We start from the raw sequence: 14,786 nt of genomic DNA on the forward strand, positions 1-14,786 counted from the left end.
GTCCCGGCCCGCCCGTGGCGAGCAGCCGTACGACCTCGGCGGCGGGCACGGCGAAGGGGTGCCTGGCGCGCGCGCCCGGCGGAGTCTCCCCGGCCGCGTCCCGGCCCGTCGCCGTCGTCGGACGGCCGCTCGGAACAGGCGCAGCCGTCCGTACGTCACCGCCGACGAGCCGGTCCGGCGGAGTCTCCCCGGCCGCGGCCCGGTCCGTCGCCGTCCTGGGACGGCTACGGGGGACGGGCTCCGTCGCCCGTGTGTCACCGGCGGCGGGCGGCACCGTACCGCCCGCCGTGCGTGACGGTGGGTGTTCCGCCCACAAGGCGAGCCGCCGGTCCGCTCGCCACTGGGCGTGCAGAGCGAACACGGCGGCTGCCTTCCGTCGGCGACGGCTGATCGGCGGTTGATCAGCGGGAATGGTGGCTGCCGACAGCCTACGTCGAGGTCAGGACATCACCGGGGCGTCACCGTGGGGCGCCCGTGGTGGCAGGGGTCACGCGGCGGGCGTGGTCCACTGCTGGTTGGCGGCCCCGGTGCAGTCCCAGATCTGGAGCCGGGTGCCGTTGGCCGAACTGGGCCCCGTGGCGTCGAGGCACCTGCCCGACTGCGGGTTGACCAGGGTGTTGTTGGCGCCGTGCGTCCATTGCTGGGCGCCGGAGCCGTTGCAGTCGTAGAGCTGGGCCTGAGTGCCGTTGGCGGTGCCGCCGCTGGTCAGGTCGAGGCACTTGCCGAGGACCTGGAAGGTGGTGCCGGAAGCGGTCCACTGCTGGGCGGTGGTGCCGTTGCAGTCGTAGAGCTGCACGGCGGTGCCGTTGGCGCTGCTGGCGTTGGCGGCGTCGGCGCACTTGCCGCCGTAGCCGGTGATCGCGCCGGTGTGGCCGGTGCCACCGCCGCCCGTGCCCTGGGTGCCGTTCCAGGTGAAGGTGGCCGAGGCGCCGGCGGGCAGCGGGTAGGAGAAGTTCTCGTTGCCCCAGTTGGCCCGGATCGTCTGCGCGGACGACGTGTCGTTGTAGGCGATGAGCGCCTTGGACCCGTCGGGGTTGCGCCAGGCGACGTTCGGCACGCTGGTGTTGGCGGTGGAGGCGATCCGGTACGCGCCGGGCTTCACGAATTTCGTGAGGTGGCCCATCGTGTAGTACTCGATCGTGTAGTCGACCTGCCCGCTGCGGCTGTCGCCGTTGTGCACGGTGATCAGGCCGGTGCAGGTGCCGCAGCCGCCGTTGTGCGGACCCATGTTCTGGTCGACCGCCAGGCTCCATTTGACCCAGCTCTGGCCCCAGTTGCGGGTGTAGTCGATCAGATTGTGCATGTCCTCCTTCTGCTGGTTGGCGATCCAGGTGCCACCGGAGTGCTCGGTGTCGAAGGCGGGCAGGTTCGGGTACTGGTTGTGGACGGTGGTCTGCTCGCTGACGTCGCCGCCGTATCCGTGCCAGGCCAGACCGCCGAAGTTGGGGTCGTTGCGGATGGCCGCGTCGGTGACGGTGGGGGCGGCGTAGCTGTCGTACGTGTCCCAGTTCCAGTCCAGCGCGAGGACTTTGGTGGACAGTCCGGCCGCGTGCAGCGCGGGCAGCAGATTGGTCTTGGTGAAGTACGCCAGCCCGGCGCCGTTCCACTGCGCCGACGGGTAACCGCCGCAACAGGTGGGCTCGTTCTGCACGGTGACGTAGTCGATCGGCACCCCCTGCGCCTGATACGCCTGGAGGTACTTGACGAAGTACTGCGCGTACGCGGCGTAGTACTGCGACTGCAACCAGCCCTGGCTGTAGGCGCCGTTGTCCTTCATCCACGGCGGCGGGGTCCAGGGGGTGCCCATCACCTTGACGTTGGGGTTGAGCTGACGCGCCTGCTTGGTGAGCGGCACGACGTCGGCCAGATCGTGGGCGATGCTGAAGTGCGCGAGCGTCGGGTCGGTCTGCCCCGCGGGCATGTCGTCGTACGTGTAGTTGCCGCGGGCCAGGTCGGAGGCGCCCATCGGGTTGCGCAGGAAACCGAGGCCGATCCCGTTGACCGGGTCGAACAGCTTCTGCATCACGGTGTTGCGGGTCGAGGCGGACAGCGCGCCGCTGGAGTTCATCAGCCAGGCCGCGGTGTCGGTGAACGAGGCGCCGCCGCCGCTGAACTGCTGGTAGGTGGTGTTCTCGTCGACGGTGACGTTCTGTCCCGAGCCGCCGGTGCCGGTCGCGAAGGTGAGCGGCGTCTGCTGTTCGAGGCCCTTGACGACGTTGCGTCCGCCGGAGTCGGAGGTGGTGGTCAGATAGACCTGCACGCTCTCGCCCGCGGCGTGCGCGGTGGCCGGAACGGCCAGCATGGGGGTGACGGCCGCCGCGGCGGCGGCGAGCATCCCGACGAGTGTGCGCCGCAAGCGGCGTCTGCCCGCGTGGGGGCGGGTTGCTGCGCTCATGGGTCCGGTTGCCTTTCTACGGCTGAGATGGCATGGCCCTGACATGACGAAATGGGCAGTCGTGGGGCGCCCACTTGTTTCATCACTTGTTTCACGACTTATATCGCGACGTGATTTAACTCGCGCGCCCCATAGGCGTCAAGGGATTGAACACGGACTGAATCGCTGTAACGGAATGAAACAGCGGTGAATGCGCGCGAGCGGCGGGTGTGACCTGCGGCATTGGTCCAGACCGCGGGAAGGAGCGCGGCGGCGGGCGGGAGCGGGGCCCGGGGACGTACCCGTGTCGGACGCGGCGCCGGGTCGAGCCGCTTTACGGGGGCGGGCTCAGCCTCAGCGGGCAGCCTCGGCGGGCAGGCTCAGCGCCGAGCGGGCGCCGTGCTTCCGCGCGGCACCAGGACCGGCGCCTCCAGGAGGATGTCGGCCACTTCCTGGCCGTCGACCAGGGCGAGCAGCGCGGCGGCGGCCCGCTCGCCGTACGCGGGCACGCGCCGGCTGACGGCGGTGAGCGCGGGGTGCACCAGACGGCACAGCTCGCTGTCGTCCCAGGCCACCAGGGACAGTTCGGCCGGGACCAGGATGCCCATCTCCTGCGTCACGCTCAGCGCGGCGACCGCCATCACGTCGTTGTCGTACACGATCGCGGTCGGCCGGTCGGCGCCGGACAGCAGGCGGCGGGTGGCGCGGGCGCCGTCCTCGCCGGAGTAGTCGGTGTAGACACAGCTCACGCCGGTCAGGCCCAGTTCGGCCGCCGCCGCGTCGAACGCCTCGCCGCGCTCGCGAGTGTGCACGAAATGCGCGGGCCCCGCGACGCGGGCGATCCTTCGGTGCCCCATCGCGGCCAGATACGCCAGCGTCTCCCGTACGGCCTCCGCGTCGTTGAGCCACACCGACGGGACGCCGGGGACGCCCGCCGCGTGCCCGACCACCACGCCCGGCAGCTCCAACTCCCTGAGCAGGCCCAGCCGGTGGTCGTCGTCACGCAGGTCGACCAGGAGCACGCCGTCCACCCGGCGCTCCCCCCACCAGCGGCGGTACGCGGCCTCCTCGGCGCCCGCGTCCTCGGTGACCTGGAGCAGCAGCGCCGTGCGGGTCGCGGCGAGACCGGCCTCGACGCCGGAGATGAGCTGCATGAAGAACGGCTCGATGCCCAGCACCCACGCGGGCCGGTCCACGACAAGTCCGATCGCGCCGCTGCGGCTGTTGGACAGCGCGCGGGCGGCGCTGCTGGGATGCCAGCCCATCCGCGCGGCGATCTCCAGAATCCGGGCCCTGGTCTGCGCCGACACCCCGGCCTTGCCGTTCAGCGCGTACGAGACCGCGCCCTTGGACACGCCCGCGGCGTCGGCGATGTCGGCGATGGTGGGACGCTTCACAGGGCTCACTCGGCCTCAAGGTGCCAGGGCCCGCGCGGGCCGTGCTCGGATGCGATCGGCACACACCTTAACAACGCTGAAACGTCGCCGCATGCTGTGTGGCGGACTCACTTGGCGCCCAATGACGCCGCACAGCTCAACCGGTTCAGCGATCTGGGGTGCCCCGCGGGCCGGTGCGGCGTTTCAGAACCGGCCCTTCGCATGCGGCCCCTCCCGGCCGGGCTCCGCCCCTCAGGCCCTTGTCGCCGCGATCTCCAGGCGTACGTAGTCCACGACCGGCTCGGCGAGCCGGGCGGCGACGGCCTTGACGAAGGGCTCGCGGTCGTCGCCGGCCATGCCGTCGAGGTGGGCGCCGAGGACGACGGTGGCGAGGTAGGACTCCAGTTGGTCGCCGGACTCGAAGCGGGCCGGGTCCGGCCGGAGGCCGACCTCGATGCCGGTGAACCCGGCGTCGGTGAGCTGCCGCCGGGTGTCCTCGACCCCGGCGAAGTCCCACACGTCGGGCGCGCCGCCCAGGACGTCGGCCACGGCCGCGTTGACGGCCGCGATGTTGCCCCGGCCGCCGCATTCGCTGACCAGTCGGCCGCCGGGGCGCAGCCGACCGGCGAGCGAGGTGAAGAGCGCGGCGTGGTCGGCGATCCAGTGGAAGGCGGCGACGCTGAAGACCGCGTCCACCTCGCCGTCGAACGGCAGCGGCCGCGTCAGGTCGGCGTGGACGACCTCGACGCGGTCCAGCCGTCCGGCGAGGCGTTCGCGGAGCTGTTCCAGCATGCGGACGGAGCCGTCCAGGGCCACCACCCGGCCGCGCGGCAGGAGATCGAGCAGACCCGCCGTGTCGCGGCCGGTGCCGCAGCCCGCGTCGAGGACTCGCTCGTCACCGGCGAGCGGCAGCCGCCCGAGCGTGCGCCGTCCCCAGCCGAGGTGCGGCAGGGGCAGCGAGTCGTACGTCTTGGCGTCCCATTCCCTCGGCATGGTGCGGCACTCCGTTCCCCGGCCCTCGGGCCGTCAGCTCCCGCCGCGGCACGGCGAGTTCAGCGGTCACGCTACGCCCGTCGTCCACATCATGACACCCGCATCTCACATAGTGAGTCACAGGGTCGCTGACCAGGTCGGCTTGCGGTCCTTGTCGACCAGTGCGGCGCGCACGCCCTCCGCGAAGTCGGGGGTGAACGCCGTCCCGCACGCCAGCGCCAGTTCGTCCGCCAGGCACTCCTCGAGTTCCGCGCGGGCGCCGCGCCCCAGCAGGTCGAAGGTGATCGCCAGGCTCGCGGGCGACGCGCGGCGCAGCGCCTCCAGCGTGTCGTCCGCCCACGCGCGGTCCTCGTCCTCCGCCACCAGCCGCGCCCACACCTCGCCGAGGTCGGGGGCCGCGAAACAGCGCTCGATCGCGGCGAGGTGGTCCGTCAGCTCCGACGGCGGCGCGCCGGCGTACCGCGCCGGCGGCGCCCCCGCCGGGTCGGTGCCGTCGTCGCCGGTCAGCGCCGCCTCCAGCGCGGGCAGTTCGGCGGCGGGCACGTAATGCGTGGCGAGACCGCACGCCACGGCCGCGGCGCCCGACACGCGCACACCGGTCAGCCCGAGATACCAGCCGACCGCGCCCGGCAGCCGGGGCAGGAAGTAGCTGGCGCCGATGTCGGGGAAGAAGCCGATCCCCGTCTCCGGCATCGCGAGCGCCGCCCGCTCGGTCACGACCCGCGCCGACCCGTGCACCGAGATGCCGAGGCCGCCGCCCATCGCGTAACCGTCGATCAGCGCCGTGTACGGCTTCGGGTACCGCGCGATCATCGCGTCGAGCCCGTACTCGGCCGTGAAGTACGTCCTCACCGCCGTCTCGTCCCCGGCGAGCGCCGCCGCCCGTACCGCCCTGATGTCACCGCCCGAGCAGAACGCCTTGGGCGACGTGCTGCGCACCACGACCGACCGTACGGCCGAATCGTCGCGCCACCCCTCCAGCGCCCGCGTCATCAGCCGGACCATCGTCAGATCCAGCGCGTTCAGCGCCCCCGGACGGTCCAGCTCGATCACCCCCGTGCCCCCTTCGCTCACACGGGTCCTCACAGGCGATCCGACGGCATCCATGCTGCTCCCCACGGCTTCCGGGCCCCGCCACCGGAGCCTCGCCCCCATCCAAACAGACGCCTCTCGACGCCTCCCGCGAGCGGCCGCACCACCGGTGGACGGGCAGGCGGCAGGCGGGCGGGCAGGGCCGGGCGGACCCGTCTCAACAGGCCGACGCGCGGTACGCGCCCCCGAGGGACTTGGTACGCTCGGCGACGGGCCGTGACTGGCGCGCTGGGATGGGTTCAACCATCGGGAAGCGGCCCGCGCTGGAAGCGATGAAGTGCCGTGCGCCTGGGCCGTCCCGTTCCGATCAGGAGGACTCCCATGGCCGCTTCCGAGCCGTCTGCCAGCACCGCGTCGACCGCCTTCCGCAGCGCCCTGGACGTGATCCGCGGGGTCGAACCGCGCGTCGCGGACGCCATCGCCAACGAACTGGCGGACCAGCGCGAGATGCTGAAGCTGATCGCCAGCGAGAACTACGCGTCACCCGCCGTGCTGCTGGCGATGGGCAACTGGTTCAGCGACAAGTACGCAGAGGGGACCGTCGGCCGCCGCTTCTACGCGGGCTGCCGCAATGTGGACACCGTCGAGTCGCTGGCCGCCGAGCACGCGCGGACCGTGTTCGGCGCGGACCACGCCTACGTACAGCCGCACTCGGGCATCGACGCGAATCTGGTGGCCTTCTGGGCGGTGCTGTCGCAGCGGGTGGAGAGCCCGGCGCTGGCCAAGGCGGGCGTCAGGCAGGTCAACGACCTGTCGGAGCGGGACTGGGCGGACCTGCGCCGCGAATTCGGCAACCAGCGGATGCTCGGCATGTCGCTGGACGCGGGCGGCCATCTGACCCACGGCTTCCGCCCGAACATCTCGGGCAAGATGTTCGACCAGCGCAGTTACGGCACCGACCCGGCGACCGGTCTGCTGGACTACGACGCGGTACGGGCCGCCGCCCGCGAATTCCGTCCGATGATCATCGTGGCGGGCTACTCGGCGTACCCCCGGCTGGTGAACTTCCGTCTCATGCGGGAGATCGCGGACGAGGTCGGCGCGACGCTCATGGTGGACATGGCGCACTTCGCCGGTCTGGTCGCGGGCAAGGTGCTGACCGGGGACTTCGACCCGGTACCGCACGCGAGCATCGTCACGACGACCACGCACAAGTCGCTGCGCGGCCCGCGCGGCGGCATGGTGCTGTGCGACGACTCGCTGGCCGAGCACGTCGACCGCGGCTGCCCGATGGTGCTGGGCGGCCCGCTGCCGCACGTCATGGCGGCGAAGGCCGTGGCGCTCGCGGAGGCGGCGCGGCCGGAGTTCGCCGGCTACGCGCAGGCCGTCGTCGACAACGCGCGCTCCCTCGCCGAGGGGCTGCTGACCCGCGGCGCGAAGCTGGTGACGGGCGGCACCGACAACCACCTCGTGCTGATCGACGTCTCCGGCTACGGGCTGACCGGCCGCCAGGCCGAGGCCGCGCTGCTGGACGCGGGCATCGTCACCAACCGCAATTCGGTGCCGCAGGACCCGAACGGCGCCTGGTACACCTCCGGCATCCGGATCGGCACCCCGGCGCTCACCACGCGCGGGCTCGGCGCGGTCGAGATGGACGAGATCGCGGGCCTGATCGACACGGTGCTGTCCGGTACGGCGGCGGCGCCCGCGAAGAGCGGCGGCCTGTCGAAGGCGAAGCACGTGCTGGACGCGGCGGTGGCCGAGCAGGTCGCCAAGCGCGCCGCGGACCTGCTCGCGGGCTTCCCCCTCTACCCGGGCATCGACCTGAGCTAGGACCTGTCCGGCGGTGCCTGGCGCTCCCCCGGACTCCGTTCGGGGGAGCGTGCCAGGTGCCGAAGGGGCCGTTCGCGATCCGCCGGACACGCCCTAGCCGAACTGCCAGATCACGCCGTGGTGGGCGATCGTCAGGGACAGCACGACCAGCAGGTCGGCGACGCCGAGGGCGAAGCCGAGCAGCGCGCGCCCGCGGCGCTGGGTGCCGCGGCTGATCGCGACCAGGGCCAGCACGATAGCGACCGGGCCGAGCACGAGGTTGAGGACGAGCAGGCCGGGGAGGCCGAGCAGGAAGGACGCGACGGCCATGCCGTCGGCGTCACGGGTGTTCGCGGCCGGTGTGCCGGTCGCGACCGGGTGGGCTGCGGTGTTCACGGTGTTCCTTCCGGGAACTGTCGTGGTGGGCCGGGGTGTCGGGCCGGTACGGGCCCCTGCCGCACGCGGGGTGCGGGGTGCGCGTCGGCGCGGGTTCAGCCGCGGTGCCGGGCGATGCCCTCGCGGACCGCGAAGCCGCACAGCCAGACGGCGATGGCACCCGCGGCGACGAGGAAGACCGGCAGCGTGGTGTGGGCGGCGGCGCCCATCAGGACGCCCATGCCGAGCAGGAGGACGACGAGGCTCATGTCTGCTCCATCTCCGGGGAGTTGACGTTTCAGATAACACTTGTTCACTGACTTCATCAGTGTAGCCCCGGACCGTGCTGGCCAAAATCGGAGAACGGTTGTTTACTGAATGACATGAGTCACACCCCGGGGGTCCGCCAGGCACGGAAGCAGCAGACCCGGCAGTCGCTGCTGGACGCGGGCCTGCGGCTGCTGGAGCACCAGAACCTCAGCAGTCTCGGCCTTCGCGAGCTGACCCGGGAGATCGGCGTCTCCCCCGCCGCCTTCTACCGGCACTTCCCCGACATGGCCGACCTCGGCGTCGCCCTGGTCGCCGAGTCGCTGGGCAGCCTGCACACCGTGATCCGGGCGGTGCTGGCCGAGGGCGCCGATTCCGCGGAACTCATCGACCGCACGGTGGCGCTCACCGCCGCGTATGTGGCGGAGCACCGCGCACATGTCCGCTTCATCGCCCGTGAACGGCACGGCGGCGTGGCGCGGGTCCGCGAGGCCATCGCCGCGGAGCTGAGCGGTTTCGCCGACGAGGTGACCGCGGGACTCGCCGCACAGCCCGTCTCCGCGGGCTGGCCGGCCGACGACCTCCGCGTACTCGCCGAGTTGTACGTCGACCACATGGTGATGACGGCCGCGGCCTTCCTTGAGGCCCCGGCGGACGACCCGGCGGCGCGTGACCGCATCGTCCACTCCGCCCGGATGCGCATGCGCGTCATCAGCATCGGCCGCGCCCACTGGCTCGACCCGGAGTCGTAGCGAATCCGGTCCGGGAGCGCAGGACGAGCCGCGCCGGGCCGGATCGCGAGAAACGAGGAAGGGGTGCCGCCGGTGCGAATGGAAATCCATCCGCACCGGCCGTCCCCCGTTGTCCCCGCGCCTCCCCCGACACGGGACACCCGCGATGCCCAGGGGCACCGGTGCCCCCGATCATGTCCCGGACAGGAGGTGCCAAGGGAGGGCATAACGCGCCAGGCACCGGACCCAACACGCCACATGCCGCGTAAGCTGCCGGAATCCCGCCGCATGAACCACCGCACCGCGCACGCCACCCGACCCGACGAGCCGCCCCGACCGCCGCCGCACGCCCCGACCCGACGAGCCGACTGCCCGAGGAGCCGGTCATGCCCCCCACCGCGACACCGCCCGTCGGCCCGGCAGGGCCCGCCGCCCCCGACCGGCTGACGGAGTGCGTCGTCGTGCCGCGCTTCATCGCCACCGCGGCCACCCCGAGCCTCACGCAGGCGCGGCAGCTCGTACGGGCGGCAGGACTGCCGAACGTCCTGCACGGGCCGGAGACCGCGCGGACGCCGTCCGCGAACACCTACCGGCTCTGGGGCGCGGTGCTGGCCCGCACGGAGCGGCCGGACGCCGGACTGCTGGCCGCCGCGGGCTACCGGCCGGGACTGCTCGACCTCTTCGACTACCTGCTGAGCACCGCGCCCACCGTCGGCGAGGGCCTGGCCAGGGCCGCCTCGCACATCGATCTGGTGAGCAGCAATTCGGTGCTGACCAGCACGGAGTCGGGCGACGAGGTGACCGTGGAATACGCGGCGCGGCGCGGTGACGACGAACTGCGGTGCGTCGTCGCGGAGTTCGCCCTGTCGGTGGTCACCTCGCAACTGCGGCACGCCACCGGGACGGCCTTCACCCCGCTGCGGGTCTCCTTCGCCCACCGGCAGCCGCGCCGCGGACACGGCGGCTACGGCGAGGCGTTCGGCGACGCGCCGGTGGACTTCGACGCCGAGGCGGACGCGATCACGCTGCACCGCGCCGATCTGGAACGCCCGTTGGTCACCGCGGACCCGGCGCTCGCCGCGATCATGAGGCGTACCGCGCGGACCGTACGGATTCCCCGGGCGGACGCCGAGGGCGTCGCCGTACCCGGCCTGCGCGAGGCGATCGTCGCCCAACTGCGCGACGGGCGGCCGTCGTTGGCCGAAGCGGCCCGGCGGCTCGCGGTCAGCCCGCGCACCCTCCAGCGCCGTCTCGGCGAGTCGGGCACCACCTGGCGCGCCGAACTCGACGCCGTACGCCGGGAACGGTCCGCCGATCCCCGGCACGCGAGCGGCGGCTCCGCCCAGCGCGCGGCCCGCCTCGGCTTCGCCGAATCCCGGTCGCTGCGCCGCGCGATGAACCGCTGGGACGCACGCGAGCGCGAGACCGGGCGACACGCGGACCGAGCGGAACAGGCCGAACGCGCGGAACAGGACAGGGAAACGGAACGCGACAGGGAGTGGGGACGACGTGCGTGAGTCCGGTGAGCACACCGAGGGCGGCGACCCCGTCTGCTGGCTGAACCGCGTCTGCGACGAATGCGGCGCCTTCCGCGAGGACATGACGGCCCGCGCCTGCGCCCGCTGCGGTACGCCGTTCCCGACGGGTGACGGTGTCGAGCCGGGCCATGCCCGCGAGCACCCCGACCGCACGGACCACGACTCCCGCTCCGACTGACCCCACAGCACGCCCCAGCCCGCAGAGAGCCGCCCGCATGCCCACATCCGATCGCGTCCTCGTCTTCAGCGCCACCGCCGGGTACCGGCACGACTCCATACCGGCCGGGGCCGCCGCCCTCACCGAGATCGCGGCTGACCACGGACTGCGCGTCCACCACACCGAGGACAGCGAGGAGTTGGGAGCCGCCGTGCTCGACGGCTGCGCGGCCGTCGTCTTCCTCTCCCCCACCGGTGACGTGCTCGACGACCTGACCCGTCGTCACCTGCGGGCCTACGTCACGGACGGCGGCGGTTTCCTCGGCGTCCACGCCGCCGCCTGCGCGGAGGAGCACTGGCCGTACTACGAAGAGCTGGTCGGCGCCCGCTTCGACGGGCACCCGGAGATCCAGCGGGCCGAGGTGACCGTCGAGGACCGTACGCACCCGGCGACCGCGCACCTGCCGGAGCGCTGGACGTGGACCGACGAGTGGTACAACTTCCGCGCCGATCCACGCGATCCACGCGATACCGGCCGGGCCACCGGGGCGGGCGCGGGCGTACGCGTGCTGGCCTCGGTGGACGAGCGGGGCTACACGGGCGGCACGATGGGCGCCGACCATCCGCTGGTGTGGTGCCGGCGCCTGGGCGCGGGCCGGTCGTTCTACACGGCGCTGGGCCACAGCGCGACGGCCTACGCGGACCCGGACTTCCGCGCCCACCTGCGCGGCGCGCTGCTGTGGTGCGCCGCGAAAGGCCCGTCCGGCACCGGGAACTGACGGCGGATCACGCGCCCGGCGGGCGCGCGGGGGCCAACCATGCGCCGCAAATCTGCGCGTTCGCGGGCGCAATCGGCTACCGCGCTACTACCCTGAGTCGCCGCGGGGTTGGCGAGGCGGAGCCGGGAGGGCCGGATGGACGCAGAGCCTAAGGACGGAACGGAGCCCGTACGGTCGGGCGGCCGGCCGGCGGAGCAGTTCGACCAGTTACTCCGCCGTGCGGAGAACGGGGAACGGGTAGAACCCGTCCTGGCGGCGGAGGTGCGCACCGCGCTGATGCACTATTGCGGCCTCCAGTCGTGCCGTCACACCAAGGGCCCGCCGCGCAGGCTGAACCGGCGCACCTTCCGGCACAGCTTCCTGCTGCCGGACGGCGCCGTCCGCGTGGTGTGGGAGCTCGAACACAACGCGGGGCCGGACGACGGCGCCGTGCACCGCGCCGCCTTCACCGAGCGCGAGGACCTGACGCTCGCCGAGTGGGAGGTCGACGCGGTCTTCGGCGGCTCCCCTGCACCGCGCGACCTCGCCCCCGACGCGCCCGCGTCAGCGTACGAGGGCACGTTGCCCGCGACCGCGACCGGGCTGCTCGCCGACACCCCCGACGCCTTCCGGCGCGCGTACACCGAGGGCGACTCCGCCGAGCACGCCTGGCGGCTGCTGCGCCGCGCGACCAACGCCAACGCGCCCGGCCAGGAGGTCCGCGGCAGGCTGCGCGCCTCGATCGCGCACGACATCAGCATCGTCACCCGCCGCAGCGCCCTCATCCGTGGCCGCCATGTGTCGTGGTCCCTGTACGAGCACGCGTTCCTGCTGCTGGACGGCACCGAGCTGAGCCTGTGGGAGATCGACCACACCCGCACACCGAGCGGCGACCCGGTGTGCGAGGTCTACGCGTCGCAGGACGCGGCCCTGGACACGGCGGTACGGCGGATCGAAGCGACCTGAGGACGTCGATCCGTACGGGCACGGGCTAAAGGACGGCGCCCACCGCGCCGTTGGCCGCGGCACGCGCGCGGGCGACGGCCACGGCGAGGTCGGCGGCGTCGATGATCTCCTCGTGGGTGCCGTGGCTGCCGCAGGCGTAGGCACCCGAGACGGAACCCGCGAGCACGCACTCCTCCAGGTCGCGCCCGGCAAACCGGGCGTGCAGGAAGGCGGTGAGGAAGGCGTCACCGGCTCCGTTGCTGTCCACGACGGTGCGTTCCGGGGCGACGGCGGGGAAGTGCCGCGGCCGGTCGTCGCCGCGGGCCAGGACGTGACAGCCCGCGGCGCCGTCGGTGGCGACGACCAGCGAGGCCCTGCCCCGCTCGGCGATCCGCAGCATCACCGCGCCGATCCCTTCGCCCGCCGAGGCGGCGCTGAGGAAGACGAGATCCGCGCCGTACGCCCACGGGTGAGCGGAGGCGTCCTCGCCGTCCCAGGCGTGCAGGTCGGTGGAGATGGTGCGGCCCAGCCGGGCGGCGTCGGCGAACACGTCCTGGGCCAGGGGCGATCGGGAGATGTGCACATGGCGGGCGCGAGCCAGATGGGGCAGGTAGAAGGCGCTCGGCAGCCGCAGGCCGTCCGGGTGGCGGCCGTCGTAGAAGGAGAAGCGCCGCCCTTCGCGGTCGACCAGGTTGACGCTGCGCGGGGTGCCCGCGGGCGCGGGCAGATAGCTGAAGTCGAGCCCGGCGGACGCGTACCGCTCCAGGATCATCCGGCCCTGCGCGTCGTCGCCGAGGAAGTCGATGAACTTGGTGGTCAAGCCGAGCGCGTGGAAGCCGAGGGCAACGCCGTTGCCGGTGTGCGCGACATAGTCGCGGATCGGCGGGACACCGACCGAGTCGCTGTCGGGGACGGCGAAGTCGTCGACCCGCACGATGGTGTCCACACCGGTGCCGCCGACCACGAGGACGTCGTAGTCGGGGCTCTCAGAACCGGGGCTTTCGGAACCGGGGCTTTCGGAACCGGGGCTTTCGGAACCGGGGGCGTCCGCACCCCGTACCTCGGCGTCCGTCGCGTCGCGGCCCTGCGGTGCGGTGGTCATCGGCGGTCTCCCTCGTGGTCACCGCGGCGCGCGGCGTGGTCCTGGTGCGCGGTCAGTATCAGCAGCGACAGCCGGGACAGCGGCGGCACCGGGTCGGTGCGGCCCGCCCGCTGCCAGGCGATGAGGATCGTCAGTCTGATCATCTTGCGGGCGACGTACAACAGCAATGCGGCCATGGGCAGTTCGGCGAGGGCGGCGGTGAGCAGCGAGCCGACCCTGTCGTCGCTGTTCCAGTCGAGGACGACGTCGAACCAGGCGTCGCAGATCAGCAGGGTGCCGGTGACGATCGCCCACGGGATGAAGATCTGGAGCCGCCGCCAGGCGCACAGCGCGGTGACGCCGATCGCGAGGATCAGCGCGCAGTCGAAACCGACCCACGCGAAGCGCCACTGGCTCACCACCCGGTGGCTCGGGAGGCTCGCCAGCAGGTAGCCGATCCAGGGGATGAGGAAGATGAAGCTTCCGGTGACGACCACGAGGAACAGCTGGCGCATGTGACGCACGTGAGGATCGTGCGGCGAGGGAACCCCGGTGAACATGGCATCCACTGTGCCGGATCGTCGCTCCGGAGGTCACCTCACAGTCGTCCCGTGGTCGTGTGTCGCGTTCTCGTCACCCTTTCCCTGTCCGGAGGGGGCGTCCGAGCCGGAATTCGACCCGCGCCCGAGCCCTGCTCGGAGCCGGAGCCTGATCCCGAACCCGAACCCGAACCCGAATCGGAGTCCTGGCCGGTGGCCGTGGCGCCCGGGGACGGCGGCGCGGACGTGCTCGGCCCGGTCGGCACGCCCCAGGTGGGCCAGGTGTAGCCGTCGGGGTTGACGGGGGCGGCCGGGGCGACCGGGCCGGACTGGCCGTGGGCGAGCAACCGGCGGCAGTAGTCGGCGATCCGCTCCTTGCGGCCCGCCTCCCCCTGGAGCCGGGCGACCAGCCACGGATCGGCGTGCCCGCCGTGCCGGGTGGCCTGCGTATAGCCGCGGCACAGCGCCTTGAGCACGGCTTGGTGGTTCTTGTCAGACGGCTTGTACGGGCCTGGGCGGTGCGGGGCGCGCGGGTCGCCGTGCCGGTGGCCGCCGTCGTCGCCGGTCGGGGACGGCGAGGCGCCGCGGGGCGTGTCGCTGCCCGGCGCGGACGGGGAGGACGTCCGCGGTACGGCGGCGCCCGGTCCGTCGGCGGTCCCGCCGGCGCCGCCCCCCCCCCCCCCCCCCGCCCGCCCGCCGTCCTCGCGGATCGAGGCGGCGGTGCGCTCGGCCGCTTCACCGTTGAGGTCCGCGAGGAGTACGGCGGCGCCTTCCGCGGCGAATCTGCGGGCCGTCGCCTCGCCGATACC

Annotated in this window: 15 protein-coding genes, 1 pseudogene and 1 riboswitch; of the genes and pseudogenes, 6 read left to right on the forward strand and 10 right to left on the reverse strand. The window is 72.8% G+C overall.

Features of this window, described 5'->3' with window-relative positions; translation table 11 throughout:
- The 5 genes from BGM09_RS35690 to BGM09_RS35710 form a co-directional block, all read right to left on the reverse strand.
- On the reverse strand, nucleotides 1–361 hold a 361-nt coding region (locus BGM09_RS35690; protein ID WP_411158412.1), incomplete at its 3' end, for a hypothetical protein.
- A gap of 126 nt (nucleotides 362–487) precedes the next feature.
- Entirely contained in the window at nucleotides 488–2,395 is a 1,908-nt protein-coding gene (locus BGM09_RS35695; protein ID WP_188285908.1) for a ricin-type beta-trefoil lectin domain protein, read from the reverse strand.
- A gap of 359 nt (nucleotides 2,396–2,754) precedes the next feature.
- Nucleotides 2,755–3,771, reverse strand: coding sequence for a LacI family DNA-binding transcriptional regulator (locus BGM09_RS35700; RefSeq protein ID WP_188285909.1), 1,017 nt, complete (start codon nucleotides 3,769–3,771; stop codon nucleotides 2,755–2,757).
- Nucleotides 3,772–4,002: 231 nt separating this feature from the next.
- Entirely contained in the window at nucleotides 4,003–4,743 is a 741-nt protein-coding gene (locus tag BGM09_RS35705) for a class I SAM-dependent methyltransferase (RefSeq protein WP_188285910.1), read from the reverse strand.
- 117 nt (nucleotides 4,744–4,860) lie between these two features.
- Complete coding sequence (locus tag BGM09_RS35710) at nucleotides 4,861–5,817, reverse strand: enoyl-CoA hydratase/isomerase family protein (RefSeq protein ID WP_317453024.1); 957 nt, start codon at nucleotides 5,815–5,817, stop codon at nucleotides 4,861–4,863.
- 224 nt (nucleotides 5,818–6,041) lie between these two features.
- A riboswitch (ZMP/ZTP riboswitch) is annotated at nucleotides 6,042–6,136 on the forward strand.
- Between the two features lie 20 nt (nucleotides 6,137–6,156).
- On the opposite strand from BGM09_RS35710, the gene BGM09_RS35715 reads away from it, so the two are divergent.
- Entirely contained in the window at nucleotides 6,157–7,608 is a 1,452-nt protein-coding gene (locus BGM09_RS35715) for a glycine hydroxymethyltransferase (protein ID WP_188285912.1), read from the forward strand.
- A gap of 93 nt (nucleotides 7,609–7,701) precedes the next feature.
- On the opposite strand, the gene BGM09_RS35720 is transcribed toward BGM09_RS35715, so the two are convergent.
- Together BGM09_RS35720 and BGM09_RS35725 are read right to left on the reverse strand one after the other, a co-directional pair.
- The gene (locus tag BGM09_RS35720) at nucleotides 7,702–7,983 is read right to left on the reverse strand and encodes a DUF4190 domain-containing protein (protein ID WP_411158413.1); all 282 of its coding nucleotides are present in this window, start codon (nucleotides 7,981–7,983) and stop codon (nucleotides 7,702–7,704) included.
- A 95-nt stretch (nucleotides 7,984–8,078) separates the two neighbouring features.
- Complete coding sequence (locus BGM09_RS35725) at nucleotides 8,079–8,231, reverse strand: hypothetical protein (RefSeq protein WP_188285913.1); 153 nt, start codon at nucleotides 8,229–8,231, stop codon at nucleotides 8,079–8,081.
- Nucleotides 8,232–8,345: 114 nt separating this feature from the next.
- On the opposite strand from BGM09_RS35725, the gene BGM09_RS35730 reads away from it, so the two are divergent.
- From BGM09_RS35730 to BGM09_RS35750, 5 genes are all read left to right on the forward strand, one after another.
- Entirely contained in the window at nucleotides 8,346–8,981 is a 636-nt protein-coding gene (locus BGM09_RS35730) for a TetR family transcriptional regulator (RefSeq protein WP_188285914.1), read from the forward strand.
- Between the two features lie 365 nt (nucleotides 8,982–9,346).
- Nucleotides 9,347–10,477 carry an AraC family transcriptional regulator ligand-binding domain-containing protein gene (locus BGM09_RS35735; RefSeq protein WP_188285915.1) on the forward strand — a complete coding sequence of 377 codons (1,131 nt, stop codon included), beginning with the start codon at nucleotides 9,347–9,349 and terminating at the stop codon, nucleotides 10,475–10,477.
- A complete protein-coding gene (locus BGM09_RS35740; protein WP_188285921.1) occupies nucleotides 10,470–10,676 on the forward strand; it encodes a hypothetical protein in 207 nt (68 codons plus the stop codon). Before BGM09_RS35735 ends, BGM09_RS35740 begins: the two co-directional genes overlap by 8 nt.
- Before the next feature lie 37 nt (nucleotides 10,677–10,713).
- Entirely contained in the window at nucleotides 10,714–11,433 is a 720-nt protein-coding gene (locus BGM09_RS35745; protein WP_188285916.1) for a ThuA domain-containing protein, read from the forward strand.
- Between the two features lie 135 nt (nucleotides 11,434–11,568).
- Entirely contained in the window at nucleotides 11,569–12,378 is an 810-nt protein-coding gene (locus BGM09_RS35750) for a DUF6227 family protein (RefSeq protein ID WP_188285917.1), read from the forward strand.
- A gap of 25 nt (nucleotides 12,379–12,403) precedes the next feature.
- On the opposite strand, the gene BGM09_RS35755 is transcribed toward BGM09_RS35750, so the two are convergent.
- From BGM09_RS35755 to BGM09_RS38370, 3 genes and pseudogenes are all read right to left on the reverse strand, one after another.
- A complete protein-coding gene (locus BGM09_RS35755) occupies nucleotides 12,404–13,459 on the reverse strand; it encodes a carbohydrate kinase family protein (protein WP_188285918.1) in 1,056 nt (351 codons plus the stop codon).
- Entirely contained in the window at nucleotides 13,456–13,953 is a 498-nt protein-coding gene (locus BGM09_RS35760; RefSeq protein WP_188285919.1) for a hypothetical protein, read from the reverse strand. Before BGM09_RS35760 ends, BGM09_RS35755 begins: the two co-directional genes overlap by 4 nt.
- Before the next feature lie 83 nt (nucleotides 13,954–14,036).
- Nucleotides 14,037–14,786 (reverse strand): annotated as a pseudogene (locus BGM09_RS38370) (hypothetical protein); the annotation flags it as partial.

The organism is Streptomyces sp. CBMA29 (assembly GCF_014596445.1).
Classification (GTDB): Bacteria; Actinomycetota; Actinomycetes; order Streptomycetales; family Streptomycetaceae; genus Actinacidiphila.

What these genes read in the sequence shown, in the direction of transcription:
- BGM09_RS35695 (WP_188285908.1), bottom strand. Translation starts at nt 2,395, where the DNA reads ATGAGCGCAGCAACCCGCCCCCACGCGGGCAGACGCCGCTTGCGGCGC.
- BGM09_RS35705 (WP_188285910.1), bottom strand. Translation starts at nt 4,743, where the DNA reads ATGCCGAGGGAATGGGACGCCAAGACGTACGACTCGCTGCCCCTGCCG.
- BGM09_RS35715 (WP_188285912.1), top strand. Translation starts at nt 6,157, where the DNA reads ATGGCCGCTTCCGAGCCGTCTGCCAGCACCGCGTCGACCGCCTTCCGC.
- BGM09_RS35725 (WP_188285913.1), bottom strand. Translation starts at nt 8,231, where the DNA reads ATGAGCCTCGTCGTCCTCCTGCTCGGCATGGGCGTCCTGATGGGCGCC.
- BGM09_RS35730 (WP_188285914.1), top strand. Translation starts at nt 8,346, where the DNA reads ATGAGTCACACCCCGGGGGTCCGCCAGGCACGGAAGCAGCAGACCCGG.
- BGM09_RS35735 (WP_188285915.1), top strand. Translation starts at nt 9,347, where the DNA reads ATGCCCCCCACCGCGACACCGCCCGTCGGCCCGGCAGGGCCCGCCGCC.
- BGM09_RS35745 (WP_188285916.1), top strand. Translation starts at nt 10,714, where the DNA reads ATGCCCACATCCGATCGCGTCCTCGTCTTCAGCGCCACCGCCGGGTAC.
- BGM09_RS35750 (WP_188285917.1), top strand. Translation starts at nt 11,569, where the DNA reads ATGGACGCAGAGCCTAAGGACGGAACGGAGCCCGTACGGTCGGGCGGC.
- BGM09_RS35755 (WP_188285918.1), bottom strand. Translation starts at nt 13,459, where the DNA reads ATGACCACCGCACCGCAGGGCCGCGACGCGACGGACGCCGAGGTACGG.
- BGM09_RS35760 (WP_188285919.1), bottom strand. Translation starts at nt 13,953, where the DNA reads ATGCGCCAGCTGTTCCTCGTGGTCGTCACCGGAAGCTTCATCTTCCTC.